The 26,072-nt window shown below is 65.7% G+C and carries 27 protein-coding genes; 23 read left to right on the top strand and 4 right to left on the bottom strand.

What is annotated here, in order from left to right; translation table 11 throughout:
* The first annotated feature begins 106 nt into the window (after window positions 1-106).
* The 9 genes from AC4GYS_RS07215 to metK all read left to right on the top strand — a co-directional run bounded on the left by AC4GYS_RS07215 (window position 107) and on the right by metK (window position 8,848).
* Complete coding sequence (locus AC4GYS_RS07215; RefSeq protein WP_491108413.1) at window positions 107-535, top strand: Ros/MucR family transcriptional regulator; 429 nt, start codon at window positions 107-109, stop codon at window positions 533-535.
* Window positions 536-664: 129 nt separating this feature from the next.
* Window positions 665-1,087: a Fur family transcriptional regulator gene (locus tag AC4GYS_RS07210; protein WP_491108412.1), complete on the top strand. Its 423-nt coding sequence runs from the start codon at window positions 665-667 to the stop codon at window positions 1,085-1,087.
* Window positions 1,023-1,829 carry a lysophospholipid acyltransferase family protein gene (locus AC4GYS_RS07205; protein ID WP_491108411.1) on the top strand — a complete coding sequence of 269 codons (807 nt, stop codon included), beginning with the start codon at window positions 1,023-1,025 and terminating at the stop codon, window positions 1,827-1,829. Before AC4GYS_RS07210 ends, AC4GYS_RS07205 begins: the two co-directional genes overlap by 65 nt.
* Window positions 1,830-1,838: 9 nt before the next feature.
* Window positions 1,839-3,155, top strand: coding sequence for a tRNA (N6-isopentenyl adenosine(37)-C2)-methylthiotransferase MiaB (gene miaB / locus AC4GYS_RS07200; protein WP_491108410.1), 1,317 nt, complete (start codon window positions 1,839-1,841; stop codon window positions 3,153-3,155).
* Window positions 3,155-4,165: a PhoH family protein gene (locus tag AC4GYS_RS07195; RefSeq protein WP_491108409.1), complete on the top strand. Its 1,011-nt coding sequence runs from the start codon at window positions 3,155-3,157 to the stop codon at window positions 4,163-4,165. The genes miaB and AC4GYS_RS07195 overlap by 1 nt, the downstream gene beginning before the upstream one ends.
* Window positions 4,165-4,668: an rRNA maturation RNase YbeY gene (gene ybeY, locus AC4GYS_RS07190; protein WP_491109373.1), complete on the top strand. Its 504-nt coding sequence runs from the start codon at window positions 4,165-4,167 to the stop codon at window positions 4,666-4,668. The genes AC4GYS_RS07195 and ybeY overlap by 1 nt, the downstream gene beginning before the upstream one ends.
* Window positions 4,668-5,543: a hemolysin family protein gene (locus AC4GYS_RS07185; protein WP_491108408.1), complete on the top strand. Its 876-nt coding sequence runs from the start codon at window positions 4,668-4,670 to the stop codon at window positions 5,541-5,543. The genes ybeY and AC4GYS_RS07185 overlap by 1 nt, the downstream gene beginning before the upstream one ends.
* A 143-nt stretch (window positions 5,544-5,686) precedes the next feature.
* Window positions 5,687-7,570, top strand: a complete 1,884-nt coding sequence (lnt, locus tag AC4GYS_RS07180) for an apolipoprotein N-acyltransferase (protein ID WP_491108407.1) — start codon at window positions 5,687-5,689, stop codon at window positions 7,568-7,570.
* Between the two features lie 48 nt (window positions 7,571-7,618).
* The gene (gene metK, locus AC4GYS_RS07175) at window positions 7,619-8,848 is read left to right on the top strand and encodes a methionine adenosyltransferase (protein ID WP_491108406.1); all 1,230 of its coding nucleotides are present in this window, start codon (window positions 7,619-7,621) and stop codon (window positions 8,846-8,848) included.
* Here metK and AC4GYS_RS07170 read toward each other — a convergent pair.
* Complete coding sequence (locus AC4GYS_RS07170) at window positions 8,845-9,087, bottom strand: hypothetical protein (protein WP_491108405.1); 243 nt, start codon at window positions 9,085-9,087, stop codon at window positions 8,845-8,847. The two genes, metK and AC4GYS_RS07170, sit on opposite strands and share 4 nt — an antisense overlap.
* 99 nt (window positions 9,088-9,186) lie before the next feature.
* Here AC4GYS_RS07170 and trmB point away from each other — a divergent pair, with 99 nt between their 5' ends.
* Window positions 9,187-9,885, top strand: coding sequence for a tRNA (guanosine(46)-N7)-methyltransferase TrmB (trmB, locus tag AC4GYS_RS07165; RefSeq protein ID WP_491108404.1), 699 nt, complete (start codon window positions 9,187-9,189; stop codon window positions 9,883-9,885).
* A 54-nt stretch (window positions 9,886-9,939) separates the two neighbouring features.
* On the opposite strand, the gene AC4GYS_RS07160 is transcribed toward trmB, so the two are convergent.
* Entirely contained in the window at window positions 9,940-11,133 is a 1,194-nt protein-coding gene (locus AC4GYS_RS07160) for a PQQ-dependent sugar dehydrogenase (RefSeq protein WP_491108403.1), read from the bottom strand.
* Window positions 11,134-11,191: 58 nt separating this feature from the next.
* On the opposite strand from AC4GYS_RS07160, the gene AC4GYS_RS07155 reads away from it, so the two are divergent.
* The 10 genes from AC4GYS_RS07155 (at window position 11,192) to AC4GYS_RS07110 (ending at window position 20,537) form a co-directional block, all read left to right on the top strand.
* Window positions 11,192-12,247: a type III polyketide synthase gene (locus AC4GYS_RS07155; protein ID WP_491108402.1), complete on the top strand. Its 1,056-nt coding sequence runs from the start codon at window positions 11,192-11,194 to the stop codon at window positions 12,245-12,247.
* Complete coding sequence (locus AC4GYS_RS07150) at window positions 12,247-12,747, top strand: isoprenylcysteine carboxyl methyltransferase family protein (RefSeq protein ID WP_491108401.1); 501 nt, start codon at window positions 12,247-12,249, stop codon at window positions 12,745-12,747. Before AC4GYS_RS07155 ends, AC4GYS_RS07150 begins: the two co-directional genes overlap by 1 nt.
* A gap of 9 nt (window positions 12,748-12,756) precedes the next feature.
* Window positions 12,757-13,332, top strand: a complete 576-nt coding sequence (locus AC4GYS_RS07145; protein WP_491108400.1) for a hypothetical protein — start codon at window positions 12,757-12,759, stop codon at window positions 13,330-13,332.
* A gap of 124 nt (window positions 13,333-13,456) precedes the next feature.
* Window positions 13,457-14,008 carry a ribosome maturation protein RimP gene (gene rimP, locus AC4GYS_RS07140; protein WP_491108399.1) on the top strand — a complete coding sequence of 184 codons (552 nt, stop codon included), beginning with the start codon at window positions 13,457-13,459 and terminating at the stop codon, window positions 14,006-14,008.
* Window positions 14,009-14,012: 4 nt separating this feature from the next.
* Window positions 14,013-15,674 carry a transcription termination factor NusA gene (gene nusA / locus AC4GYS_RS07135; RefSeq protein ID WP_491108398.1) on the top strand — a complete coding sequence of 554 codons (1,662 nt, stop codon included), beginning with the start codon at window positions 14,013-14,015 and terminating at the stop codon, window positions 15,672-15,674.
* Window positions 15,655-16,359, top strand: a complete 705-nt coding sequence (locus tag AC4GYS_RS07130; protein ID WP_491108397.1) for a DUF448 domain-containing protein — start codon at window positions 15,655-15,657, stop codon at window positions 16,357-16,359. The genes nusA and AC4GYS_RS07130 overlap by 20 nt, the downstream gene beginning before the upstream one ends.
* Before the next feature lies 1 nt (window position 16,360).
* The gene (infB, locus tag AC4GYS_RS07125) at window positions 16,361-18,898 is read left to right on the top strand and encodes a translation initiation factor IF-2 (RefSeq protein ID WP_491108396.1); all 2,538 of its coding nucleotides are present in this window, start codon (window positions 16,361-16,363) and stop codon (window positions 18,896-18,898) included.
* Between the two features lie 98 nt (window positions 18,899-18,996).
* Window positions 18,997-19,389, top strand: coding sequence for a 30S ribosome-binding factor RbfA (gene rbfA / locus AC4GYS_RS07120; protein ID WP_491108395.1), 393 nt, complete (start codon window positions 18,997-18,999; stop codon window positions 19,387-19,389).
* Window positions 19,386-19,919 (top strand): GNAT family N-acetyltransferase, encoded by a 534-nt coding sequence (locus AC4GYS_RS07115; RefSeq protein ID WP_491108394.1) that lies wholly within the window; start codon window positions 19,386-19,388, stop codon window positions 19,917-19,919. The genes rbfA and AC4GYS_RS07115 overlap by 4 nt, the downstream gene beginning before the upstream one ends.
* A gap of 9 nt (window positions 19,920-19,928) precedes the next feature.
* The gene (locus AC4GYS_RS07110; RefSeq protein ID WP_491108393.1) at window positions 19,929-20,537 is read left to right on the top strand and encodes a thymidine kinase; all 609 of its coding nucleotides are present in this window, start codon (window positions 19,929-19,931) and stop codon (window positions 20,535-20,537) included.
* Here AC4GYS_RS07110 and AC4GYS_RS07105 read toward each other — a convergent pair.
* A complete protein-coding gene (locus AC4GYS_RS07105; RefSeq protein WP_491108392.1) occupies window positions 20,534-21,475 on the bottom strand; it encodes a hypothetical protein in 942 nt (313 codons plus the stop codon). The two genes, AC4GYS_RS07110 and AC4GYS_RS07105, sit on opposite strands and share 4 nt — an antisense overlap.
* 23 nt (window positions 21,476-21,498) lie before the next feature.
* On the bottom strand, window positions 21,499-22,686 hold the full coding sequence (locus AC4GYS_RS07100; RefSeq protein ID WP_491108391.1) for a glycosyltransferase: 1,188 nt from the start codon (window positions 22,684-22,686) through the stop codon (window positions 21,499-21,501).
* 105 nt (window positions 22,687-22,791) lie between these two features.
* Here AC4GYS_RS07100 and AC4GYS_RS07095 point away from each other — a divergent pair, with 105 nt between their 5' ends.
* From AC4GYS_RS07095 to truB, 3 genes are read left to right on the top strand one after another with little or no spacing between them, the layout of a single operon-like run.
* Window positions 22,792-23,898, top strand: coding sequence for a glycosyltransferase family 4 protein (locus AC4GYS_RS07095; protein ID WP_491108390.1), 1,107 nt, complete (start codon window positions 22,792-22,794; stop codon window positions 23,896-23,898).
* Window positions 23,895-25,145, top strand: a complete 1,251-nt coding sequence (locus AC4GYS_RS07090; protein WP_491108389.1) for a glycosyltransferase family 4 protein — start codon at window positions 23,895-23,897, stop codon at window positions 25,143-25,145. Before AC4GYS_RS07095 ends, AC4GYS_RS07090 begins: the two co-directional genes overlap by 4 nt.
* Entirely contained in the window at window positions 25,142-26,053 is a 912-nt protein-coding gene (gene truB / locus AC4GYS_RS07085) for a tRNA pseudouridine(55) synthase TruB (protein ID WP_491108388.1), read from the top strand. Before AC4GYS_RS07090 ends, truB begins: the two co-directional genes overlap by 4 nt.
* Window positions 26,054-26,072: the final 19 nt, after the last annotated feature.

The raw sequence follows: 26,072 nt of genomic DNA, 5'->3' as shown, positions 1-26,072 counted from the left end.
ACGAGCCTTTATTGCTTGCTCTCGAAGAAGCAGGAGCTTAAGTCGCGGCGCGTGTAGCAACGACTGTGCTACTATTCTTGAACTTAAGTCGGGGAGGCTCGGTCCCATGAACGATAATGACGAAGTCAACGAAACACTGATTGCTTTGACCGCGGATATCGTCGCGGCCCATGTCAGCAACAACAGCGTGGCGGTCAACGATCTGCCGCAACTCATTCAAAATGTTCATGGCGCCTTGTCGGGGCTGAGTGGCAAGCAGAATGTTCCGGAAGCCAAGCCGGAACCCAAGGTTCCGATCCGCTCGTCGATCAAGCCGGACTATATCGTCTGCCTGGAAGACGGGAAAAAGCTGAAGATGCTGAAGCGGCACCTGATGACCCATTATCAGATGACCCCGGACCAGTATCGGCAGAAGTGGGGCCTGAACGCCGATTACCCGATGGTTGCGCCCAACTATGCCGAGCAGCGGCGCACACTGGCCAAGTCGATCGGGCTTGGCACCAAGCGCAAGCGGGGCGCACGCACAGCCAAGTAACCACCTTCGTCACGTCGGTGAAGACCAGCGTTCGGGCAGCATGATGCCGAACATCCGCCGGATGCTGGTCTCCACCGACTGACGCTTTCCTCTTTGACGTTGCGCGCACCCGCGCCTACCTCTGCGACAATGCACCGCACCATCGACATCGAGGCTCTCTGCGCCGAAAAGGGCCTGCGTATCACCGAACAGCGCAAGACCATCGCGCGCGTCATTTCGGAGGCCGAGGATCACCCCGACGTGGAATCGCTTCACGCTCGCGCTTCGGCGGTCGATCCCAACATCTCCATCGCGACCGTCTACCGGACCGTTCGGCTGTTCGAGGAGGCCGGCATCCTCGAGCGGCACGAATTCGGGGATGGCCGCTCGCGATACGAGGCTGTTACCGACGAACATCATGACCATCTGATCGATGTCGAAACGGGCAAGGTGATCGAGTTTCATGACGAGGAACTCGAAAATCTGAAGAAGCGCGTCGCCGAAAAGCTTGGCTTCCGCCTCGTCGATCACCGACTGGAGCTTTACGGCGTCGCACACGACCGCGATCGATAGGCCGTCCTCACGGCTGCTGGCGAGTGCCCGCCTGCTGGCGATGGTCGTGTGGCTTGGCCTCTGCGTTCCACTGCATTTGCTCGCCCGGCTTATCGGTCGCTCCGGCTGGCCCCGCAGATTCCTGCGCGGGATCGGGTGGATCGCGGGCGCGCGGGTCCGGCAGGACGGCACCCCCGCTGCTCCCCATACCTTGCTCATCGCCAATCACGTCAGCTGGCTCGACATCCCCGTCCTGGCCGGCGCGACCGGGTGCGCTTTCGTCGCAAAGGACGAGTTGAAAGGTCATCCGGTGATGCGGTGGCTGTGCGTGGAGAACGGAACGGTCTTCGTTGATCGGGCCGACAAGCGCGGCATCGCCGGTCAGGCGGCGGACATGGTGGAGGCCATCGGCCGCGACCGCCCGCTGACCCTGTTTCCCGAGGGCACGGTGGGCGACGGCGGCCGCCTTCTCCCCTTCCGCCCGGCTTTGCTAAGCGCTTTCGCGCCGGCTCCTCAGAATGTGAGCATCCGTCCGCTCGCTATCGACTACGGCCCGGCCGCTCGAGAGTTCGGCTGGCCGCACGGCGAGAGCGGCAAGGAAAATTTCCTTCGCCTTCTTGGACGGCGCAGAACGGTGACAGTCACTCTTCACCTCCTGCCGCCGCTGCCTCCGCTCTCCGATCGCAAGCGTCTCGCTCGCGCGGCACATGACGCGGTGGCGAACGCTCTGGCTCCTAGCGGCGTCGCTCCGGCTGCCGTATAGACGGTCGAAATGACGCTTCCCACGACTTACCGAATCAAGTCCTTTGGCTGCCAAATGAACGTCTATGACGGCGAGCGCATGGCGGAACTGCTCGGCGCCGAGGGCATGCGGGCCGCGGCCGATGGCGAGGACGCCGACCTGGTCGTGCTCAACACCTGCCATATCCGTGAAAAAGCCGCCGAAAAGGCCTATTCGGACGTCGGCCGGCTCCGGCGTGAAGACGGCAGCAAGCCGTTGGTGGCACTGGCTGGCTGCGTCGCCCAGGCAGAAGGGGCGGAGGCGCAGCGGCGTTCGAAGCTGATCGACATGGTGGTCGGACCGCAGGCCTATCATCGGCTGCCCCAAATGGTTGCCGACGCGGCCTCCGGCCGTCGCACCGTCGACACCGACATGCCGGCAGCGGCCAAGTTCGACTTCCTGCCGCGCCGCCGGCGTTCCGGACCCTCCGCTTTCCTGTCGGTCCAGGAAGGCTGCGACAAGTTCTGCACCTATTGCGTGGTGCCTTACACGCGCGGAGCGGAAATCAGCCGGCCATTCGCCGATATCGTGGCCGAGGCCGAGCAGCTGGTTTCTGGCGGCGCGCGGGAAATCACCTTGCTGGGACAGAACGTCAACGCCTGGGAAAGTGACGGTCGCGACCTTGCCGCGCTGATCCGCCACCTTGCGACCTTCGGCGAGCTGCGGCGGATCCGCTACACGACGTCGCACCCCGTCAACATGGGCGATGCATTGATCGCGGCGCACGCCGAAGTTTCGAAGCTGATGCCGTACCTTCACCTGCCGGTTCAGTCGGGCAGCGACCCGATCCTGAAGGCGATGAACCGCAGCCACTCGGTCGACAGCTACCTCAAGACGATCGGGCAGGTGCGCGCCGCCCGACCAGACATCGCCATCTCCGGCGACTTCATCGTCGGCTTTCCCGGAGAGACGGGCGAGGATTTCGAGGCCACGCTGCAAATCGTCGATGCGGTGCGTTATGCGTCGGCCTTCAGCTTCAAATATTCACCCCGGCCAGGCACTCCGGCCGCCACGATGGAGAACCAGATTCCTCACCAGGTCATGGACGAGCGGCTCCAGCGTCTCCAGGCGCGATTGGCCGAGCATAGCACCGCCTTCAATGCCGCCAGCGTCGGCCGCACGACCCGGGTGCTGATCGATCGGGTCGGTCGCCGGCCCGGCCAGATGATCGGCAAGTCACCTTGGCTCCAATCCGTCTTCCTCGAAACTAAGGCGAAGATCGGCGACATGATCGACGTCCGCCTTACCGCGGCGTTGCCCAACAGCCTCGCGGGTGAGGAACTGGCGCATGAAGCGGTGGCAGCCTGATGGCCAAGCGTGAATTTGCCGGTCTTCCGGCCGCCGTCGACCTGCCCGAGCGAGCCCGGCTGGAGATCGAGTTCGAACAGCCCTACCTGCTCGGCCCGCTGTTCGGCGATTACGACCGTCACCTTCTCGCCATCGAGGACCGGTTGCAGGTCAACATCGCCGCCCGCGGCAACCGCGTTCAGATCGAGGGCGAACCCGACAATGCGGCCCGCGCCCGCGACGTGCTGGTCGGCCTCTATAACCGCCTCGACCAGGGTCATGACATCGACATGGCTGCTGTCGAAAGCGTCATCGGCATGGCCGCTCAACGACAGCTGGACGGTATCATCGACGACGAGGTCTCGGCCGCACCGCGGGTGATGATCCGCACCCGCAAGAAGACCATCGTTCCGCGGTCCACGGTGCAGACCGCCTATATGGAGGCGCTCGCCCGCGAGGATATGATCTTCGCCCTTGGGCCGGCAGGCACTGGCAAGACCTATCTCGCCGTCGCGCAAGCGGTGGCAATGCTGATCGGCGGACAAGTGGATCGCCTGATCCTGTCGCGTCCCGCGGTGGAAGCGGGCGAGCGGCTCGGCTTCCTGCCCGGCGACATGAAAGAGAAGGTCGATCCCTATCTTCGCCCGCTCTATGACGCGCTCTACGACATGCTCCCGACCGAGCAGGTCGAGCGGCGCATTGCGAGCGGCGAGATCGAGATCGCCCCGATCGCCTTCATGCGCGGGCGGACGCTGAACGACGCTTTCATCATCCTCGACGAAGCGCAGAATACCACCCCGCAGCAGATGAAGATGTTCCTGACCCGCTTCGGCATGCGTGCGCGCATGGTGATCTGTGGCGATCCCAATCAGACCGATCTTCCGCGCGGGGTCGAAAGTGGCCTCGCCGATGCGGTCGGCAAGTTGGAAGGTATCCCCAAAATCTCCATGATCCGCTTCGGCGCCGCCGATGTTGTCCGCCACCCACTCGTCGGCCGGATCGTCGAAGCGTATGAAGGCCCGGCTCGATGATGCTGGAGATAGCGCTGGAAGCCGATGGGGAATGGGACAGTAGCACCGACTGGGCGGCGCTTGCCCAAGCTGCCGCCCGGGCCGCCATTGCCGAAAGCCGTTTTCCGATGCTGACCGACATCGATCGGCCGGTCGAGGTGTCGCTCCGCCTCGCCGCCGACGAGGAGGTGCGGGCGCTCAACGCCGAATGGCGGGGCAAGGACAGGCCGACCAATGTCCTGTCCTTTCCCATGGCGGAGGAAGAGGAATTAATCTCCGCCGCTCGGCCCGGCCCCGAACTCATGCTGGGGGATATCATACTCGCGCATGGCGTCTGCGGACGCGAAGCGGACGAGAAGGGCCTGCGACTGGCCGACCACGCTGCGCATCTGATGGTGCATGGGACTCTGCACCTGCTGGGCTATGATCACCACGACGAGACCGAGGCCGCCGACATGGAGGCGCGCGAAACCCGCGCCCTGGCCCGGCTCGGAATCGCGAATCCTTACGAGGATGCGGCCTGATGGCGACCCAGCCTGACACCGGTTCCCGCTTGTGGCGGGGGATGCGTCACCTGCTGTTCGGCGACGAGAACGAGCCGACACTCCGAGATCAGATCGAGGAAGCGATCGAGGAGGCGGAGGACAGTCGTCCCGTCAGCGGGGACCTGTCGCCCCTCGAACGGCAGATGCTGAAGAATCTGCTGCATTTCGGCGACCGGACCGCCGGCGACATCTGCGTACCGCGCGGGGAGATCGTATCGGTCCCGGGCACCATCAGCATGGATGACCTCTACAACGCTTTCGCCGAGGCTGGTCACAGCCGCTTGCCGGTGACGGGCGACAGCCTTGATGAGGTCATTGGCATGATTCACATCAAGGACGTCTTCAACGCTCACCTCGACAACGGCTTCTCGCCAAGCCTGGCCGACATCCTGCGCGATCCGCTGTTCGTTCCCGAGTCCATGGGGGTCCTCGACCTTCTTGCCCGAATGCGTGCTCAGCGGGTCCATCTTGCGATCGTGGTGGATGAATTCGGCGGCACCGAAGGCCTCGTCACCATCGAAGACGTGGTCGAGGAGATCGTCGGCGAGATCGAAGACGAACATGACGAGGCGGAGGTGCAACTGCTGGCGCACCTTGAGGACGGCTTGTGGGAAGCCGATGCGCGGCTCGAGCTCGAAGAACTGGCCAAGACGGTGGATGCGCGGCTGGTCGCCGAAGAAGATGAGGTCGATACGCTTGGCGGCCTGACCTTCATGCTCGCCGGCCGGCTGCTGGACCCTGGGGAGAGCGTGGAGCATCCTTCCGGCTGGCGGCTGGAATGCGTCGAAGCCGACGAGCGCAAGATGAAACGCCTTCGCCTGCATGCCCCGGACGCCGCGGCGGCGATCGACTAGGCCGGATCGAGCAACTTGCCTTACTTCCCGACCGTCCGCGCGTAGGCTGTCGCATGTCTACCGCTGCCAGCGCCGAGTCAACGCCGACGCCTACAAAGATTGCGCCGGCGCCGCGGGATCAGGACCGGGGATTCTCGAACGGCTTGGGCCGTCTTTCGGGAACAGCGCTGCTCGTCGGGCTGCTTTCGGCGCTTAGCTTCGAGCCGCTGGGCTGGTGGCCGCTCATGCTTCTTGCCTTCGCGGGGCTGGCAGAGGTGATCGCCAGAACCCGATCCTTGCGCGGCGCGCTCTTCACCGGCTGGTTGTTCGGGGTCGGGCAATTTGTGCTTGGCCTCAACTGGATCGCCACCGCCTTCACCTATCAGGCGGCCATGCCGGCCTGGCTGGGCTGGATCGCAGTGGTGCTGTTGAGCCTTTACCTGGCGGTGTACCCGGCGCTCGCCGCCGGGCTGGCGTGGCGCTTTGGACAGCATAGCCGCATCGCGCTGGTATTGGCGCTGGCCGGCGGATGGGCGGCGACCGAGTGGCTCCGTGCGAAGATGTTCACGGGCTTTGCCTGGAACCCGGCGGGCGTCACGCTGGTCGACACTTGGTGGCGAGAGCCCGCGCCCCTGCTCGGCACCTATGGCCTGTCGATGCTGGTCGTGCTGGTCGGCGGGTCCTTGTGGTTGCTCGTTCGAGGAATCAGCTGGCGCTTTCCGTTTGCTGTGGGGACGGCGGCGGTGCTGCTGATCGCCTGGCCTTCGCCGACCGCCTATCTCGGCGGCGATGCTGTTCTTAAGAGTTTTGATGCCGACGCTCCGACCGCAGGCCCAAGATTGGAAGCCGACCGGACCGCCATGGCAGCACAGATGGCCGCGGTGGCTCCGCCGGCACCGGCGGCGGCACCGGTACCGACTGCGCCTCCACCACCGCAATCGCGGGGCGGGCCACTTCCGTCCACGGCAACCAAGACCTGCCCTGGCGGTACGGTCGTCCCGGCGACGGACAACTGCCCTGCGGTCGCACCCGCGCCCCCGGCCTACCCGCCCCCTCCCCCGCTCCCGCCCGAGAACCGGGTGCCGCCGCTGCCGCTGACATCGGCGCAGGTCGACGAAGAATTGCGCAACTGCGGCCAGTGCTTCAGCGCCATCCGCGTGGTGCAGCCCAACATCGGGCAAGAAGACAAGTGGCGTCAGGGACTGGAGGACGAGGCCTTTGCTCGCCTCGGCGCGCTGTCTTCCGGCGGCGAGAGCGGACCTCGGATGCTGATGTGGCCGGAAGTGGCGGTGCCGGTGCCCTTCCAGATCCTCGGCCCCAATGGATTGGCGCTGCCCGTAGCGCTGCCCGGGCTCAACCGCGCCGACCGCTTGGGGCGCGAAGGCGACACGCTGGTGACCGGCGCCTTTGCCCTCGCGTCCGACGCGCAAGGCCGGATCACCGGCAACACCAATAGCGTGTTCGTGGTCGACTGGATGGGCCGGGTCACCGGGCGCTACGACAAGGCGCACCTGGTGCCCTATGGTGAATATCTGCCGATGCGGCCGCTGCTGGAAGCCATCGGCCTCTCGCAGCTGGCGCCGGGCATTGGCGATACCATCCCCGGCCCGGGCCCGCGTACCCTCGCCGTTCCCGGCTTCGGCCGGATGGGCGTGCAGATCTGCTACGAGATCATCTTCTCGGGCGAGGTCGTCGATCGCGCCAACCGCCCGGACTACATCTTCAATCCGTCCAACGATGCCTGGTTCGGCGCCTGGGGCCCGCCCCAACATCTTGCCCAGGCTCGGTTGCGAGCGGCGGAGGAAGGCCTGCCCGTGATCCGCTCCACCCCGACCGGGATCAGCGCACTGGTCGACGCGCGGGGCGAACTGCTGCAGTCGATTCCCTGGCGCACGGCGGGCGCGTTCGACGCCGCCATTCCCCCGCGCACCAACCAGCCGACCCTCTTCGGCCGCTTGGGCAACGCGCTGCCGCTGACCCTGGCCTTCATCACCCTCATCATCGCCATTGGCATCGACGCCCGTCGTCGCTACAGGCGCGTCATATAAAGCTTTCCTTATATCCTTATCCGCCGTCTGTCGGCCTCAAGGGAAATCATGCGCCAGTCCTACCTATTCACCTCCGAATCCGTCTCCGAAGGCCACCCCGACAAGGTCGCGGACCAGATCAGCGATGCGATCGTCGACCTGTTCCTGTCGAAGGACCCGGAAGCGCGAGTCGCGTGCGAGACCTTGGTCACCACCCAGCGGATCGTGATCGGCGGCGAAATCCGCTGCAAGGGCGCGTATGACGAGGAACAGTTCGCCGACACCCACGGCTGGGCGCCGGGCGTGCGCGACGAGATCGAGCAGGTCGTGCGTCACACGGTACAGCGCATCGGCTACGAACAGGAAGGCTTTCACTGGCAGACCGCCAGCTTCGACAACCACCTCCACGGCCAGTCGGAGCATATCGCTCAGGGCGTCGATGCCAGCGGCAACAAGGACGAGGGTGCCGGGGACCAGGGCATCATGTTCGGCTATGCGACCGACGAAACGCCCGACTACCTGCCGGCGACGCTCTACTACAGCCACAAGATCCTGCAGCGCATGGCGGCCGACCGCCATTCCGGTGCGGCGCCCTTCCTTGAGCCGGACGCCAAAAGCCAGGTAACCTTGCGCTACGAGAATGGTGAGCCGGTTGCCGCGACCGCAATCGTCGTCTCGACGCAGCACGCCAAGGGCTATCACAACGGGCCGCAGGAAGCGCACCTCAAAGACTATGTGAAGGCGGTGGTGGCCGACATCCTGCCGGCCGGGCTACTCTCGGACGAGACGGTCTACCACATCAACCCGACCGGCGCGTTCGAGATTGGCGGCCCGGACGGCGACGCTGGGCTCACCGGACGCAAGATCATCGTTGATACCTATGGCGGTGCTGCCCCGCACGGCGGCGGCGCGTTCAGCGGCAAGGACCCAACCAAGGTTGACCGGTCAGCCGCCTATGCCGCGCGCTACCTCGCGAAGAACATCGTTGCCGCGGGCTTGGCCAAGCGCTGCACAATCCAGCTGGCCTATGCCATCGGCGTGTCGGAGCCGCTGTCGCTCTATGTCGACACGCATGGCACCGGGACGGTCGCCGACGATCAGCTGGAAGCGGCGATCGGCCGGATCGGCAAGCTCGGTGGCCTGACCCCGCGCGGCATCCGCACCCACCTGGGCCTCAACAAGCCGATCTATGCGGCGACGGCGGCCTATGGCCACTTCGGGCGCAAGGCCGAAGGCGACCTTTTCCCGTGGGAGAAGACCGACCTTGGCGACGACCTGAAGGCTGCGCTGGCGGCCTAGCTGGCGACCGGAACAGCGGTGAGCTTTCCCGAAGCAGTTTCGGGCCGTCGGCCCATCGACCAGTTCGACTGCATTCGGACCTTCGGATTCGGCACGCACCAGATTTCGCCGCCGTCATCCATGGCGACCACCCACAACAGGTCGAATTCAGGACCATAGTCGATGACCGCCATCGCGGCGCCCTTGCCTCGATCGAGCACATGCATGGGGAGTGGCGGGTTGAGTTGGGTAAACGCCATGAATGAACCTTTGCGACGAGAGCTGCCAGCTAGAACGGATGGCAGGCACTTGGTGTCCCGACCCGTGCCAAGGACCGTAGTCAAAGAAGGATCGGGCCGATGACCGCGCACAAATCGGGCGATCCCCTGACGCTCAATCGGCTTTACGGCCGTTCGAGCGGACATAAGCTGCGGCAAGGCCAGCAGGAACTGATCGACCGCCTCCTTCCGCAACTGGAGGTGCCGGCGGACGGGGAAATCAGCTCGGCCACCCTGTTCGGGGACGATCGCCCATTGCATTTCGAGATCGGCTTCGGCTCGGGCGAGCACCTTGCGCATCGCGCGGACCTGCTGCCGGATCACGGGTTCGTCGGCGCCGAACCGTTCCTCAACGGGGTTGCTACCGCCCTCGGCCACGTCCGCGACGGCGCGCTGGGCAATGTCCGGCTGCACATGGGCGATGCACTGGAAGTCTTGCGGCGGGTGCCGGACGGCGCGCTGACGATGCTGTACCTGCTGCACCCCGACCCGTGGCCCAAGGCGCGCCATGCCAAGCGGCGGATGATGAACGACGGCCCCCTCGACCTGTTCGCGGCCAAACTGAAGCCTGGCGGCGAGTTCCGGCTCGCGACCGACCATCCGGTCTATCTCGAATGGGCACTCACCGTCATGGCCCGCCACACTCACCAGTTCGAATGGTTGGCAGAGAAGCCGGACGACTTCTTGCAGCCCGTCGGCGGCTGGATCGAGACCCGCTACGGCGCCAAAAGCCGCCGCGAGGGCCGGCGACCTTACTATCTGAGATACCGACGGGTCTGATCATACCGAGCTGATGTCCGACTCGGGTGGCCCGCGGTCATCAACCTGTCGCGACTACCTCCGCGTCAGCCTCAGCAGTCGCCCCTGACTCGCATTGCGCTCATCCTCCAGCACATACAGCGCTCCGTCCGGCCCCTGCTCGACCTCGCGAATGCGGGCCCCCAACGGGATGCGCTCCACCTCGCGCGCGGTGTTGCCGTTGATGATGACCCGCACCAGCCCCTGCGAAGACAACCCACCGATCAGGGCGCTTCCCCGCCAGTCCGGAAAGTCGCTGCCGGAATAGAAGATCATGCTGGAGGGAGAGATCACCGGGGTCCACACGACCTCGGGCGCGTTGAATTCGGGCCGGGTGCTGTGATCTGGAATGACCCGGCCGTCATAATGGTCGCCGTCTGACACGAGCGGATAACCGTAGTTGGAGCCGCGCTCGAGATGATTCAGTTCGTCGCCGCCGGCCGGACCCATCTCCGCGCCCCACAACCGTCCGTCCGCAGCCCAGGCGAGCCCCAGCACATTGCGATTGCCCATCGTCCAGGCCTGGGCGCCGACACCGCCCCGCGACGCCCAGGGATTATCGCTCGGTACCGACCCGTCCGGATTCAGTCGAACAATCCGGCCGAGGTTGGCGTTCTCGTCCTGCGCCGGGTCGAACTTCTGCCGCTCGCCCGAGCTGATGTAGAGCTTGCCGTCCGGGCCGAAAGTAATGCGGTGCGAGAAGTGGCCGGATCCGCTGACCTTGGGCGACTGCTTCCAGATGGTCCGCACATCTTCCAGCCGAGGCGCACCCTGACCCATCACCAGTCGGGCTGTGCCGACCACTGCCCCGCTTAGTTCCCCTTCAGGCTCGACCCAGCTGAGGTAAACCCGCTGGCTGCCGGCGAAGTCGGGCGCCGCGACGATGTCGCCAAGACCGCCCTGCCCCTCGACCTTGATATTGCCCGGAACGCCCGAAACTTCCTGCCGCCGGCCGTTCGACACATCGACCAGCCACAGTTTGCCGCCCTTTTCGGTGACCAGCGCCTGGTTGGTCAGCGCGCGTCCGCTACCCGGGAGAAAGGCCATCGCCCACGGCGCGTCGAAATCTGCGATCGGTCGCGCCTGGACCGACCCGCCGCCTCCGCCGCGAGCCTGGTTCGCCGTTGGCTGCGCACCGGTCCCGGTGGCGTTCGCCTTGTCGGAAGGCGCTGCCGAACAGGCGCCGATGAGAAGGATGAGCGTTGCTGCTTGCAATCGTACGTTACGCATTCCCATCTCCTGCCTATCCTCTTTGCCGCCGGCCAGCCGGTAGAAAGTCCAGTCTATCGTGCGCCCAACGTCATTACTCAGTTTGGCCACGGCTGTTCCGCCGCATTCGGTGAATCAATCCGAAGCCAAGGCCAAGGCGCGGGAGATGTTCTCCGGTCGAAAGGCGCTTTTCGATCGGCTGCAAGGCGTTTTCGACAACGCCGGCATCGATCAGCGCAACATTGTCGCCCCGGTCGAATGGTATGAAGGGGATCACGGCTGGCAGGCGCGCAACCAGCTTTACCTCGAGGCCAGCGAGCGGCTGTTCGCCAAGGTGGCGGCCAAGGCGATCGCTCAGGCAGGGCTGGCGCCCGACGAGATCGACGGGGTGGTCACCGCTTCGACCACCGGCATCGCGACACCCAGCCTGGAAGCGCGGGTCGGTCCGGCTCTGGGCCTTCGCAACGACGTCAAACGCGTACCGCTGTTCGGATTGGGCTGCGCGGGCGGCCTTTCGGGGCTGGCGACCGCCGCGCGGCTGGCCGCGGCCGATCCGGGTAGCCGCTGGCTGTTCGTCACGGTGGAAACCTGCTCCATCTCAATCCGCCTCGACAGCGACGATCCGGCAGCCTTGGTGGCGACTGCCCTGTTCGGCGATGGCGCCGCCGCGGTTGTGGTGGGTGCGCCGGGACCCGCCAGGGTCCTCGGACAGATCATCGCGGCGGGCGAGCAGATGTGGCCGGACACGCTCGGCATCATGGGCTGGCGGGTCGAGGATCCCGGTCTCGCCGTGGTCTTCGACCGAGCAATCCCGCCCTTTGTCACCGCCGAACTGCACGACGCGCTGACGACGCTCCTCGCGTCCTTCGGCGTCCCGTGGAGTGACATCGGCCGTCTCTGCTCGCACCCCGGCGGAGTGAAGGTGATCGACGCGATCGAGGCGGCGATGAGCCTTCCTTCCGGATCGCTCGACCTCGAGCGGGACGTTCTGCGCGATCATGGCAACATGAGCGCGCCGACCGTCTTATTCGTGCTGGAGCGCCTCCTTTCACGCGGGCTCCCCGAGAAAACCTTGCTGACCGCCTTCGGTCCTGGCTTCACCTGCGCCGGAATGCTGCTGGAGCGCGCCGCCTGATGTGGCCGGCCATCGCCATCCTCGCCTTCGTGACACTGCAGCGCCTGGCCGAGCTGATGCTGGCCCGCAGCAACACCCGCGCGCTGCTGGCGGCGGGGGCGAAAGAATATGCGCCAGGTCATTACCCGCTGATCGTGGCCGTTCACACCGGCTGGCTTGCGGCACTCTGGTGGCTGGCCCCCGGCGAGGCGATCCATCTGCCGCTGCTGCTGCTCTTCCTTCTTCTGCAGCTTGGCCGGGTATGGGTCATTCGCACCCTTGGCCCGCGCTGGACCACGCGAATCATTATGCTGCCCGGAGCGCCGCTGGTCACCGGCGGTCCGTTCCGGTTCGTGTCCCATCCCAATTATCTCGTGGTGGTTGGGGAGATCGCGGTGCTCCCGCTAGTGTTCGGCCTGTGGCAGGTGGCGTTGCTGTTCAGCCTTCTCAACGCAGTTGTGCTCACGATCCGCGTGCGCGCCGAGAACCGCGCGCTGGCAGGGCTTGCGGCCTCGCGCTAAGCTCGCGCCATGCGTGCCTTCGCTGTTCTCGCCCTGCTGATCAGCAGTTGTGCTACCATCCCGCCGGCCGCTCCGGCCCAGGGATTTTTCGATCACCTTGGCTCGTTCTGCGGACAGGCGTTCGAAGGTCGGATCGTTAGCGCACCTGTTCCCGCCGACTCCTCATTCGCGGACAAGCGGCTCGTCATGCATGTGCGCGATTGCTCTGCCGACACCATCCGAGTGCCGTTCCATGTCGGGGACGACCGCTCGCGCACCTGGGTCATCACGCGCACCGGCAGCGGGCTCCGCCTGAAGCACGACCACCGGCACGAGGACGGAACCGAGGACAAGGTCACCCAATATGGCGGCGACAGCACCGGCGCCGGCACGCCGACGAAGCAGGACTTCCCCGCTGACGCCTTCACTCGGGACCTGCTGGTGCGGGAAAATAATCCGGCTGGCGTGGACAATGTGTGGACGCTTGAGTTCACCGCCGCACCAGCCTTTGCCTACCAGCTTCGGCGGCCGAACCGCCACTTTCGCGTCGAGTTCGACCTGGCCCGCCCCATCTCGCCACCGCCACCGCCGTGGGGCACTCGCTGACGGCGCTTGCCTGTCCCTTGTCCGCCGCCTATATGCGCATTTCCTCCTCACATCGTTGATGCTGGCGAGGCTGCTCCGGGGTCCGGGGTGGCACGAGGGGGTTTGGATTTTTGCCTGAGGCCACATGGACCTGAACACGCTGCAAGAACTGATCGAACCCGAGGCGAAGGCGCTCGGCTTCGATCTCGTGCGGGTCGCCTGGTTCCCGCGCGGTCTTGAGGGCAGTGACGAACCCACGCTGCAGGTGATGGCCGAACGCCCGGATACGCGTCAGTTGATTATCGATGATTGCGCCGCTCTCTCGCGTGCGATCTCCGAGCGACTGGATGCGCTGGAGGAAGCGGGCCGCGACCCGATTCCCGAAGCCTACCGGTTGGAGGTCTCGTCGCCCGGGATCGATCGTCCGCTCACACGCCTCAAGGACTATGCCGACTGGGCCGGGCACGAGGCTCGCCTTAAGCTCGCCCGCGAGGTCGACGGCGCGAAGCAGGTGACTGGCGATATCGAGGGTGTCGACGGCGACACCGTCCGTATTGCCGGCTCCAGGGGCACGCGCGAGATTCCGTTCGACGCCATCCAGTCGGCCAAGCTCCTGCTGACCGACAAGCTTATTCAAGCCACTGCGCCCCTCTCTACCGAGGGCGCTGACGAACTACTCACCCAAGAGGAAGACTAACGACATGGCCACTGCCGCGCCCGCAGCACCGACCGCCAACAAGGCCGAGCTGCTCGCCATTGCCGACAGCGTCGCCCGCGAGAAGCTGATCGACCGCGGCATCGTGATCGAGGCGATGGAGGACGCCATCCAGCGTGCCGCCCGCGCCCGCTACGGCGCCGAGAACGACATCCGCGCCAAGCTGGACGGTGAAACCGGCGACCTGCGCCTGTGGCGGGTGCTGGAGGTGGTGGAAGAGGTGGACGACCACTTCAAGCAGGTCGACCTCAAGGGCGCGCAGAAGCTTCAGGCCGACGCGTCCATCGGCGACTTCATCGTCGATCCCCTGCCCCCGATCGAGTTTGGCCGGATCGCCGCGCAGGCCGCCAAGCAGGTGATCTTTCAAAAGGTCCGCGACGCCGAGCGCGAACGTCAGCACGAGGAATTCAAGGACCGCGTCGGCGAAGTCATTACCGGCGTCGTCAAGCGCGTCGAGTTCGGTCACGTAGTGGTTGATCTCGGCCGCGCGGAGGGTGTCATCCGCCGCGACGCGCAGATCCCGCGCGAAATGGTCCGCGTCGGCGATCGCGTTCGCTCGCTGATCCTGCGCGTGGCGCGCGAAACCCGTGGGCCGCAGATTTTCCTCTCGCGCGCACATCCGGACTTCATGAAGAAGCTGTTCGCCCAGGAAGTGCCGGAAATCTACGACGGCATTATCGAGATCAAGGCCGCTGCCCGCGATCCCGGCTCCCGCGCCAAGATCGGCGTCATCAGCCACGACGGCTCGATTGATCCGGTCGGCGCCTGCGTCGGCATGAAGGGCAGCCGCGTGCAGGCTGTCGTCCAGGAACTGCAGGGTGAAAAGATCGACATCATCCCCTGGAGCGAGGACACCGCGACCTTCGTCGTCAACGCGCTCCAGCCGGCAACCGTCAGCCGCGTCGTCATCGACGAGGAAGAAAGCCGGATCGAGGTGGTGGTCCCCGACGACCAGCTGAGTCTCGCCATCGGTCGACGCGGCCAGAACGTGCGCCTCGCGTCGCAATTGACGGCGTCGCAGATCGACATCCTGACCGAGGCCGACGCCAGCGAAAAGCGTCAGCGCGAGTTCGTCGAGCGCTCCGAGATGTTCCAGAACGAGCTGGATGTCGACGAGACGCTTGCCCAGCTGCTGGTCGCAGAGGGATTCACCAGTCTGGAGGAAGTCGCCTACGTCGAGGCCGACGAGATCGCTTCCATCGAAGGCCTGGATGAAGACATCGCGTCCGAATTGCAGAGCCGTGCCGGCGAAGCGCTTGAGCGTCGCGAGGCGGCTGCTCGTGAAGAGCGCCGGGGGCTCGGCGTCGAGGATGCGCTGGCCGAGTTGCCGCATCTTACCGAAGCGATGCTGGTCACGCTGGGCAAGGCGAATATCCGCACGCTCGACGACCTCGCCGATCTCGCCACCGACGAGCTCATCCAGAAGAAGCGTCCCGAACCGCGCCGCCGCGCCGAGAACGCGCCCCAGCGTGAGCAGGACAAGGGTGGGGTGCTGGCGGAATATGGCTTGTCCGAGGAACAGGGCAACGAGATCATCATGGCCGCCCGCGCCCACTGGTTCGACGACGACGCAACGGCGTCGGACGAGCAGCACGAGGCGGTGACGCCGCAAACCGAGGAGGCCGCCGATGCGGAGTCCTCGCAATGATCGCCTGACGCCGCAAAGCTCCGAACGAACCTGCATCCTCTCGCGTCGCACCGGGTCGCGCGAGGATCTGATCCGGTTGGCGCTTGGCCCTGACGGTCAGGTCCACCCCGACGTGCGCGCCAAGGCTCCGGGCCGGGGCGCGTGGGTCGGCGTGCCGCGGATCGCGCTCGACACCGCCAACGCGAAGGGCAAGCTGAAGGGTGCGCTGGCGCGAGCGTTCAAGACTGGTGCGCTCACCGTTCCGGACGATCTGGGCGAACGGACCGAGACTGCCCTTCGCCAGGCGGCACTCGACCGGCTCGGTATGGAGGCGCGCTCGGGCAACCTGATCAATGGCAGCGACCGGGTCGAACAGGCGTGCCGCCAGGGCAAGGTTCGTCTGCTCCTCTATGCCCGCGACGCGGGCGAGGACGGCCGGCGAAAGCTCGATCAGGCGTGGCGGGTCGGCGGAGCCGAGGATCTCGGCTATCGCGGCGGCTTGGAAATCCCGGCGGAGCGCACCATGTTGAGCATGGCGCTGGGCCGCGAAAATGTGGTACATGTCGCGTTGACTGACCCCGCTGCCGCGGCGCGTGTCCTGCACGCGCTCTCGCGGTGGCGCGCTTTCATTGATCCCGATGCTGGGTTAGGGCGCGGCGACGCTGCCCCGAACGACGCTTCGGCTGAACTCGAGACGAAGGAATAGAATGACCGACCAGACCGACAAGCCGAAGCTCGGCACCCGGCCGCCGCTGGGGATCAAGCGCACGGTTGAGACCGGCAAGGTCAAGCAGAGCTTCAGCCACGGACGCTCGAACACGGTGGTGGTCGAGGTCAAGAAGCGCCGCATCCTGGGCAAGCCGGGCGAAACCGCTCCGGCCGCCGAGGCGCCGAAGCCGGTCGAGGCAGCGCCGGCTCCTGCTCGCCCGGTGCAGCAAGCACCCGCTCCGCGCCGCTCTGCCGCCGACGACATTGCCGCTCGCAAGGAAATGCAGACCCGCCTGCTGCGTGAGGCCGAAGAAGCGCGCATGACCGCGCTGGAGGAAGCGCGTCGCCGCGAAGAGCAGGCCAAGCTCAATGCGACCGAGGACGAAAAGCGCCGGGCCGAAGAGAATCGCCGCGCCGAAGAAGAAGCTGCCCGCCGCGCCGAGGAAGACACCAAGCGCCGCATCGCGGAAGAAGCCGAAGCCGCGCGCCGCGCCGACGAGGAAGCGCAGGCGGCGGAGAACGCCCCGGTGTCGACCGCTCCTGCCCGCCCGGTGGGTCAGCAGTTCACGCCCGTTCGGCGCCCGGAACCGGCAGCAGCACCGCGCCGTCCGGAACCGGCTCGTCCGTCACGTGGCCGCACCGATGATCGCCGCCACTCGGGCAAGCTGACCGTCACCCGCGCCCTTTCGGGTGAAGGCGACAGCCGCGCCCGTTCGCTCGCCGCGCTGAAGCGCGCCCGCGAGAAGGAAAAGCGCGCTCACCAGAACAGCGGACCGCGCGAAAAGCAGGTCCGCGACGTGGTCGTGCCGGAAAGCATCACTGTCGGTGAACTCGCCAACCGCATGGCCGAAAAGGCCGCTGATCTAGTGAAGGCGCTGTTCAAGATGGGCAGCCCGGTCACGGTCAACCAGGTGATCGACCAGGACACTGCCGAGCTGCTGGTGACCGAGTTTGGCCACAACATCCAGCGCGTGTCCGACAGCGACATCGACATCGACACCTCTGCCGACACCGACGCCCCCGAAACGCTGCAGCCGCGTCCGCCCGTCGTGACGATCATGGGTCATGTCGACCACGGCAAGACATCGTTGCTTGACGCCATTCGCGGCGCAAACGTGCAGGCGGGCGAAGCGGGCGGCATTACCCAGCACATCGGCGCCTATCAGGTGAAGGTGCCGTCGGGCGACCGGGTGACCTTCCTCGACACCCCGGGCCACGAAGCGTTCACGGAGATGCGCGCCCGCGGCGCCAACGTCACCGATGTTGTGGTGCTGGTGGTCGCGGCCGACGATGGCCTTCGCCCCCAAACTGTGGAGGCGATCAACCACACCAAGGCTGCCGGCGTTCCGATGATCGTCGCGATCAACAAGATCGACAAGCCGGAAGCCAAGCCGCAGCGCGTCCGCGAGGAACTGCTGCAGCATGAGATCGTGGTGGAGGCGATGGGCGGCGACGTGCAGGATGTCGAGGTCTCGGCGCTCAAGGGCACCAACCTGGAAGGCTTGCTCGACGCCATCGCGCTGCAGGCTGAAATTCTCGAACTGAAGGCCAACCCCGACCGCGCCGCCGAAGGCACTGTGATCGAGGCGAAGCTGGACAAGGGTCGCGGTCCGCTCGCGACCGTGCTGGTGCAGCGCGGTACGCTCCGGGTCGGCGATGTCATCGTCGTGGGCGCCTCCAGCGGAAAGGTTCGCGCCATGATCGACGATCATGGCAAGCAGGTGAAGGAAGCCGGACCGTCGACCCCGGTGGAATTGCTCGGTCTGGGCGCAGTTCCGTCGGCCGGCGACCAGCTGACCGTTGTCGAGAACGAGGCCCGCGCTCGCGAAGTCGCCGATTATCGCCAGGGCGTGCTCGATCGGAAACGGACCACTGCGGCGCCGATGAGCCTGGAGAACATGTTCGCCAACCGCGCCTCCACCACCATCGAGTTCCCGCTGGTGGTCAAGGCCGACGTGCAGGGTTCGGCCGAGGCGATCGTCAATGCGCTCAATCGCCTGTCGACAGACGAGATCAAGGTCCGCATCCTCCACTCCGGCGTGGGTGCGATCACCGAGAGCGATGTCACCTTGTCCAGCTCGACCGGCGCGCCGATCATCGGCTTCAACGTCCGTCCGAACGCCAAGGCACGTGAGTTCGCGGAGCGGAATAAGGTCGAGCTGCGCTACTACGACGTGATCTATCACCTCACCGACTGGGCCAAGGGTGCCATGGCGGGCGAACTGGGACCGGAGATCATCGAAACAGTGGTCGGCCGAGCCCGCGTCCAGGAGGTCTTCCCGGCCGGCAAGCGCGACAAGGCGGCTGGTCTGCTGGTGCTGGAAGGCGTCATCCGCAAGGGCCTCAACGCCCGCCTCACCCGCGAGGACGTCATTGTCTCCAAGACCACCATCGCTTCGCTGCGCCGGTTCAAGGACGACGTGGCGCAGGTCGTCGCGGGGCTGGAATGCGGCGTGCTGCTGGCGGACACCAACGACATCAAGGCCGGCGACAGCCTGGAAGTCTTCGAAGTGGAGGAGCGCGCACGGACGCTATAGGCGCTCGTGTTGTCATCGCGGAGAGCGAAGCGACGACCCAATTCGTGCCGCAACGCTGAATTGGCTCGCTTCGCGCGCAATGACGATAAGGCTTGATCATGCGCAAACAAGAAACAGCCGAAGGCCGCTCCGTTCGCCTGCTCCGAGTGGGCGAACAGGTGCGCCATGTCTTGAGCGAGGTGCTCCAGCGGGGCGACGTGCATGACGAGACGCTGCAAAGCCACCTCGTCAGCGTCACCGAAGTGCGCATGTCACCCGACCTCCGCCACGCGACCGTGTTCGTAAAGCCGTTACTCGGGCAGGATGAGGAGGTCGTGCTCAAGGCATTGCGGACCAACACCGCCTATCTGCAGAGCGAGGTCGCCCGCCGGGTCAACACGAAATATGCGGCCAAGCTCAAATTCCTGGCGGATGAAAGCTTCGATGAAGGCGGCAAGATCGACTCGATCCTGCGCTCGCCGAAGGTTGCCCAAGACCTGGACGAGGAATGACGCGGCTCTGCAATCCCATCACCGGCGATCGCTGCACTGCACTTCCCTTCTCCGAAGAACATCGCGCGGCCTTGAAGGCGGCCTGCGCTGAAGACGGCGACATCTGGCAATTGTACATGGCCGACTTCGGCCCCAACGGTTGCGACACGGCGATCGATGCGCTGCTTGCCCGTCCGGACTGCTGCACCTTCGTGCTGTTCGACGGAGAAGAGTTGGCCGGAATGTCGAGCTACCTCGGCATCGACCAAAGCCGCGGCGTGCTCGAGATCGGCAGCACCTATTATGCGCCACGCTTTCGCGGGACGGGATTCAATCGCCGAATCAAGGACATGAGGCTCCGCCGCGCTTTTGCCCGCGGTTTCCGCCGGGTCGAGTTCCGTGTCGATCAGCGCAACGAACGCAGCCAGGCGGCCTTGACCAGGCTTGGGGCGGCCCGTGAGGGCGTGATGCGTGCCGACCGGATCACCTGGACCGGCCATGTGCGCAACACGGTTCTCTTCTCCATTCTCAAGGATGAATGGCGCGGCTAGACCCCGTGCGTGGCCAAGCTTTATTTCTACTACGCCGCCATGAATGCGGGGAAATCGACCACACTGCTTCAGGCCGACTTTAACTATCGCGAACGCGGCATGCGGACCATGCTGTGGACCGCCGCCCATGACGATCGCTCCGGTTACGGCCGAATCGCGTCCCGGCTGGACATCGGCGCGAATGCGCACGTCTTCCACCCCGACACGGATTTGTTCGCATCCGTCGAGAAGGAACGGTCGAAGCAGGATCTCCATTGCCTCCTGCTCGACGAAGCGCAATTCCTCACACGCGAACAGGTGCTGCAGCTTTGCCGACTGTGCGACGAGGCGGACCTGCCGGTCCTCTGCTACGGCCTTCGCACCGACTTCCTTGGCGCATTGTTCGCCGGCAGCGCCGCGCTTCTGGCGCTGGCCGATGCCCTGGTCGAACTGAAGGCGGTGTGCGAATGCGGGCGCAAGGCGACCATGAACCTTCGGGTCGATGCGCAGGGGCGGGCGGTCAGTAGCGGCGAGCAGACCGAAATCGGCGGCAACGATCGCTATATCGCCCTGTGCCGTCGCCATTTCTTCACTCGATTGCGCGACAGCGACGCTTATCGCCCCGCCATCGCCGGCTAGTCTTCGTCATCCTCTTCGTCGATCTGGTCGCTGGCATAGCGCCACCACATGAGGGCGGAGGTTCCGGTCGCCGACAACCGGGCAAAGGCAGCGCTGGCCAGCAGGGCCGCAGGCTCACGGCTGACCGCAAGGAAAGACACGGCGGCGCCCGCAGTGCCCAAGGCGAACAGGATCATGCTGGGCCGGTTGCGCGGTACGAGCCTTGCCAATCGGCTGTCCAGCTTCCCCACCTCGCGGCCGGTTCGCGCAGCGAAATTGCCGAAGGGGCCAAGGAAAACCGAGGCCAGCGACTTGATCAGACGATAGCTCAAGCGCCGCCGCGCACTGGCTTCGGTGCGGCCAGCGACGAGCCCGAATGCCAGCGGCTCGACCGGCGGTCGGTTGCGCGGGGCACGTCGCGGCGCAAAGAGCAGCGTGGCGATCAGGCCGCCCCAGTCGCGTGCGGCAAGGACAACGGCCGCCGCCACCCACGGCAACTTCAGCAGCAAAATGACGGCCGCGCTGACCACCAGTGTCACTGCCGACCCCATGCGCCAGGTAACGACCCGCTGCTTGTCGGCCACCAGCAACAGGCCCGGATTGCGGGCCGGGATGCTGGCTCCGACGATGGCAACGATTGCCGCCGCCTTGTCCATGTCGCGCAAGTGGAGAAAGGTGACGAGCGCCGCCAGCAGCAAGGCACTAGCGAGCAGACCGAACAGATCGATCCGCCACGCCCGCCGGCGTGATCGTCGCAGCACGTCCGGCTCACAATCGACGTGAGATCCCAGCACCTGCCCGGTCTCTAGCGTCCCGATCGCGCGAATGGCCTGCACGAACGCGGTTGCAGCAAGCAACCGCACCGCGTCCGCGTGACCGATCGTGATCCCGATCATCAGCCACGCCAGCAGCCAGGCGCCGAAGGGCAGATACTCCTTCAGCGCGAGGCGGACTGCCATCGGCCCATATTTGTCGAGGTGCTTTATGGTTCTGACTTCGCGTCTGACGGCCTGGCCTGGCGCTGCCCGTCGCACAGGCCGGTGATGACCTCTACATATTTGTACAGTGATGCGCGCCGCGAAAAGGCCAACGCTCGCTCGCCTGGCCGAATGGCATCCGGGCCGGCCTGCTTGAGCAGGGCTGCGGCCATTCCGGCGGCATCGCCGGGATCGACCAATATGCCAAAGCGACCATCGTCGAGGACTTCCGCCGCGCTGCCGGCGGTGCGCGATGCTACCACCGGCGTGTCGCAGGCGATGGCTTCGAGCAGCACGTTCGACGATCCCTCTCGCCAGGATGGGAGCGCCACCACCGCAGCGCGCGCCATATAGGAGATCGGGTTGGAGGTATGCGGCAGGACCATCATCGCTTCACCGACCCCCAACGCCTCTGCCTCGTTCAAGAGCGCCCGGTATTCGGGACCTTCGCCGATAATCACCAGTTTCAGGGGACGCGACCGGCGGGCGATTGCGAGCGCCTCGACCAATGTGGCGAAATTCTTCTGCTTGACCAGTCGGCCAACCGCAACGACCACCGCATCCTGGCCTCCGCTCGTCAGCCACGGATGGGGGCACTCTGCCGCCGCGCGCTCGCGTACTTCCGACAGGTCCACACCGTTTGGGATGACGATGGCACGACTGGCAAGCTTCGGGCCCGCCAGTGCCTGTTCGCTCAGCAAGTGGGGAGATACGACGATAATGCGGTCCGCGCGGCCGATAATCAGGCCAAGTTTTCGACCCCGCCACCACCGTCTGATCCGCCCTTCCCGCTCCTTGGCGGAAGTGCGCCGGGGATCGTTGCTGATCCGCACCACCGTTCGGCACTGAGGCCAGGCCGGAGCGGCCAGCATGCACAGCAGATGCCCTTGGTTGCCGGCGGAAAACAGGACATCCGGCCTGACCTCCCGAAGTGCGCGCCGCAGCGCCGCCAGCGATCGGCGCATCCGATCCCGGCGCGTGCCGATCACCGCTTCGGCAAGCGCCGTGACAGCGACCCCTTCCGGAACATCACCGCGCTTGGTGCCGGCCGAACTGGCGGCCAGCAAATGGACTTCGCAGCCCGCGCGGCGCAGCGCCGCCGCGATGGCGATCGCGTTGGTGACCACGCCCGTCGGGCTGAAATCGTCGACGAAGATCGCCACCTTGATCGGCTGATTACCGTTACCTGGCACGACCACTCCGCTGTTTCGCGGCCATCGTTTGGCATGTCGCACAGCCAAAGGCGAGACGGCGGACCGCTTGAACGAGCGCATCGCCCCGCCTAACGCGCCGCTGCCATGAAGATCGCCTATCTCGCCCGGCGGCCCATTCCCTCACGCAACGCTCATGCCGTGCAGATCGTGAAGATGTGCGCGGCCTTTGCGGGCGTCGGGCACCAGGTCGATCTATTCGCCTACCCCGGTGAGGACGAAACCGACCTGTTCGGCCGTTACGGCGTCCCACATAGCTTCGATGTCCATTACCTGCCGCACAACTGGGGCGCTTTTGCGAAATGGCGGCACGTCGCAGGCCTGCTGCGCTCCCGGCGGCTGCGCGAGGCCGACCTTCTGTTCGGCCGCGACATCCTGTCCTTGAGCGCCTGCGCCCGCCTCGGCACTCCCTTGGTCTATGAAGCTCACCTCATCCCCGCACCCGGCTCGCCCGGCGCGAGAAAGCTCGGCTATCTGTTCGGACGGCCGAACTTCTCCCACTTGGTTTGCGTCACCTCCACGCTGGCCGAACGCTACCGGCGGCAATTTCCGGCGCTTGGTTCGAAGCCGATCCTGGTCGAGCCCAACGCCGCGGCCGAACCCGCTGAGGGCGGGCCCGCGCAAGATTGGCCGGGACGACTAGGCGCAGTGCAGGTCGGGTTTGTTGGTCGGCCGTTTCCCGGCAAGGGAATCGAGATGCTTGCGGCCGCCGCCGAACGCTTGCCGGGCATCGATTTCCACGTGGTTGGGGCCCACGCATCGGAGGCTCAGTGGCTGACGGCCGATCTTCCGGCTAACCTCCGGTTCCACGGTTACAGGCCGCACGGCGAGTTGCCCGGCATCTATCGACGCCTCGATATCGCGGTGGCCCCCTATGGAGCCGAGGTGATGAATGCTTCCGGGGTGGAAAGCGCGGCGATCACCTCGCCGCTCAAGCTGCTGGAATATTGGGCGGCGAGTCTGCCGACGATCGTATCCGACCTGCCCGGAGTCCGCGACGTCGTGCAGGACGCGGCGGTGACGATCATCGTCCCGCCCGGCGACGCGGCCGCTTTCATCGCTGCCCTCCAACAACTCGCGGCCGACGCGCCGCTACGTGCTAAGATGGCGACGGCCGCGCGCGAGCGCTATCTTTCCCACCACACCGTTGAATCACGCGCCCGGCGGGTGCTGGCACCGCTGGAGCAATCATGAACAAAGCGAATATCGAACCACTGAACGGCCGCGTGTGCGTCATGGTCCACGGCTGGCCGCGGCTGTCGATGACGTTCGTGGCCCAGGAACTGCTGGGGTTGGAACAGCACGGGATCAAGCTGCTGATCGCAAGCTATGGTCCGCCCGACACCATTCGCCACCCGATCCACGACCGCATTCAGGCAGACGTCCTGCGCCTGCCCGACGGCCGCCCCCAGCGCAGCCGGCTTCGCGCCGCCTGGCGAAAGGTGCGCGGCCTGCCGGGATATCGCCGGGCCCGCAAGGAATTCGCCGCCGCGATGCTGGCCAAGCCGAAGCGCCGCACCTGGCGCTGCTTCGCCCGCGGCGTCATTCTCGCGGCCGAGCTGCCATCCGACACCCGGATGATCTACGCGCACTTCATCAACACGGCGACGGATGTCGCGCGCTACGCCGCCATCATCACCGGCCTGCCCCTCGCGGCCAGTGCTCATGCCCGCGATATCTGGACCAGCCCCGACGGCGATACGCGGCAGAGGCTGCGGTCCCTCGAGTGGGTCGCCACCTGCACCAGGTCCGGCGCCGACCACCTGCGCACGCTGACCGACCGTCCGGACAAGGTACACCTCATCTACCACGGTCTCGATTTCGGCCGCTTTCCTGCCGACCCGCCCGAACGGGCCCGGCGCGATGGATCCGATCCGGCCGATCCGGTGGAGCTGCTTTCGGTCGGGCGTGCGGTCGAAAAGAAGGGCTTCGACATTCTCCTTCAGGCGCTGGCGACCCTTCCGCCAGACCTCCGGTGGCGCTGGCACCATGTCGGCGTAGGCCGGATCCTCGACCGGTTGCGGCGACAGGCGCAAGACCTTGGCCTCGGCGATCGTCTCGTCTGGCACGGCGCCAGGGACCAGACCTATGTGATCGACCGTTATCGCGACTGCGACCTGTTCGTGCTCCCCTCGCGCGAGGACTCCGCGGGCGATCGGGACGGTATGCCCAACGTGCTGATGGAGGCACAAAGCCAGGGCGTCGCCTGCCTTTCGACCAACTTTTCCGGCATTCCCGAATTGATCGACGACGGTGAGACCGGCCTGCTGGTCCCCCCCGGAGAGGTCGAACCGCTACGTGCCGCGCTGGAGCGATTGATCCGTTCGCCCGACTTGCGAGAAACGCTTGGTCAGGCCGGCTTTAGGCGCGTGCGGGACGTGTTCGAAGCGGACACCGGCATTCGCAAGATCGCCAGCCTCATTCGCAGCACCGTCAGGTGAACGCAGCGGAAATTCACGGCTGGATCGTGCTCGACAAGCCGGTCGGCAAGGGCTCAACCCCGTGCGTGGGGGCGGTCAAGAGAGCGCTTCGAACCGCAGGCTATGCGAAGCTTAGGGTCGGCCACGGCGGCACCCTCGATCCTCTGGCCAGCGGCGTGCTCCCCATCGCGATCGGGGAAGCGACCAAGCTGGCCGGCCGGATGCTGGACGCAACCAAAGCCTATGACTTCACCATCCGCTTCGGCGAAGAGACCAGTACGCTTGACGCCGAAGGAGAAGTGGTGGCCCGAAGCGACCATCGCCCGACCTTTGGACAAATCCTGGACGTTCTGCCCCGCTTTACTGGCGAAATCGAGCAAACGCCGCCTGCCTTTTCAGCGCTGAAGGTGGATGGCAAGCGTGCCTATGACCTCGCCCGCGCGGGCAAGTCCGTGATGCTCGACGCGCGCCGGGTCACTGTCCATCAGCTTGAACCCGCCCCGGTCGGCGACGCCAAGGGACTGGTGGAGGAGATCACCCTGTCGGCCACCGTCAGCAAGGGCACCTACATCCGCTCGCTCGCACGCGACATTTCCCACGCCGTGGAGACGGTCGGCCATGTCGTAATGCTTCGCCGAACGAAGGCGGGTCCGTTCACCCTGGATCAGGCGATATCGCTGGACTTTCTCGATGAACTCGCTAAGGCGCGCGACCTGACAAGGGGGGTACTCCCGCTGACCGCGGGGCTGGACGACATCCCGGCTCTTCCTGTCACCTCCGAGGATGCCCTGCTGCTCCGCCAAGGACGGCAGCTTCTCGGAACGCTCGCGAAACCGGGCCTTTATCTGGCGACCGACGATGATCGTCCGGTCGCGCTAGTGGAGGCATCGGCCGACGGCTGCAAGGTCGTCCGCGGGTTCAACCTGTAGACTTTTTCAAAGGAGTAAA

The sequence above is a fragment of the Sphingomonas sp. SP1 genome (genome assembly GCF_058313395.1).
Note: the sequence above shows the minus strand (reverse complement) of the source record. Positions and strands in the feature narration are given on the sequence as shown.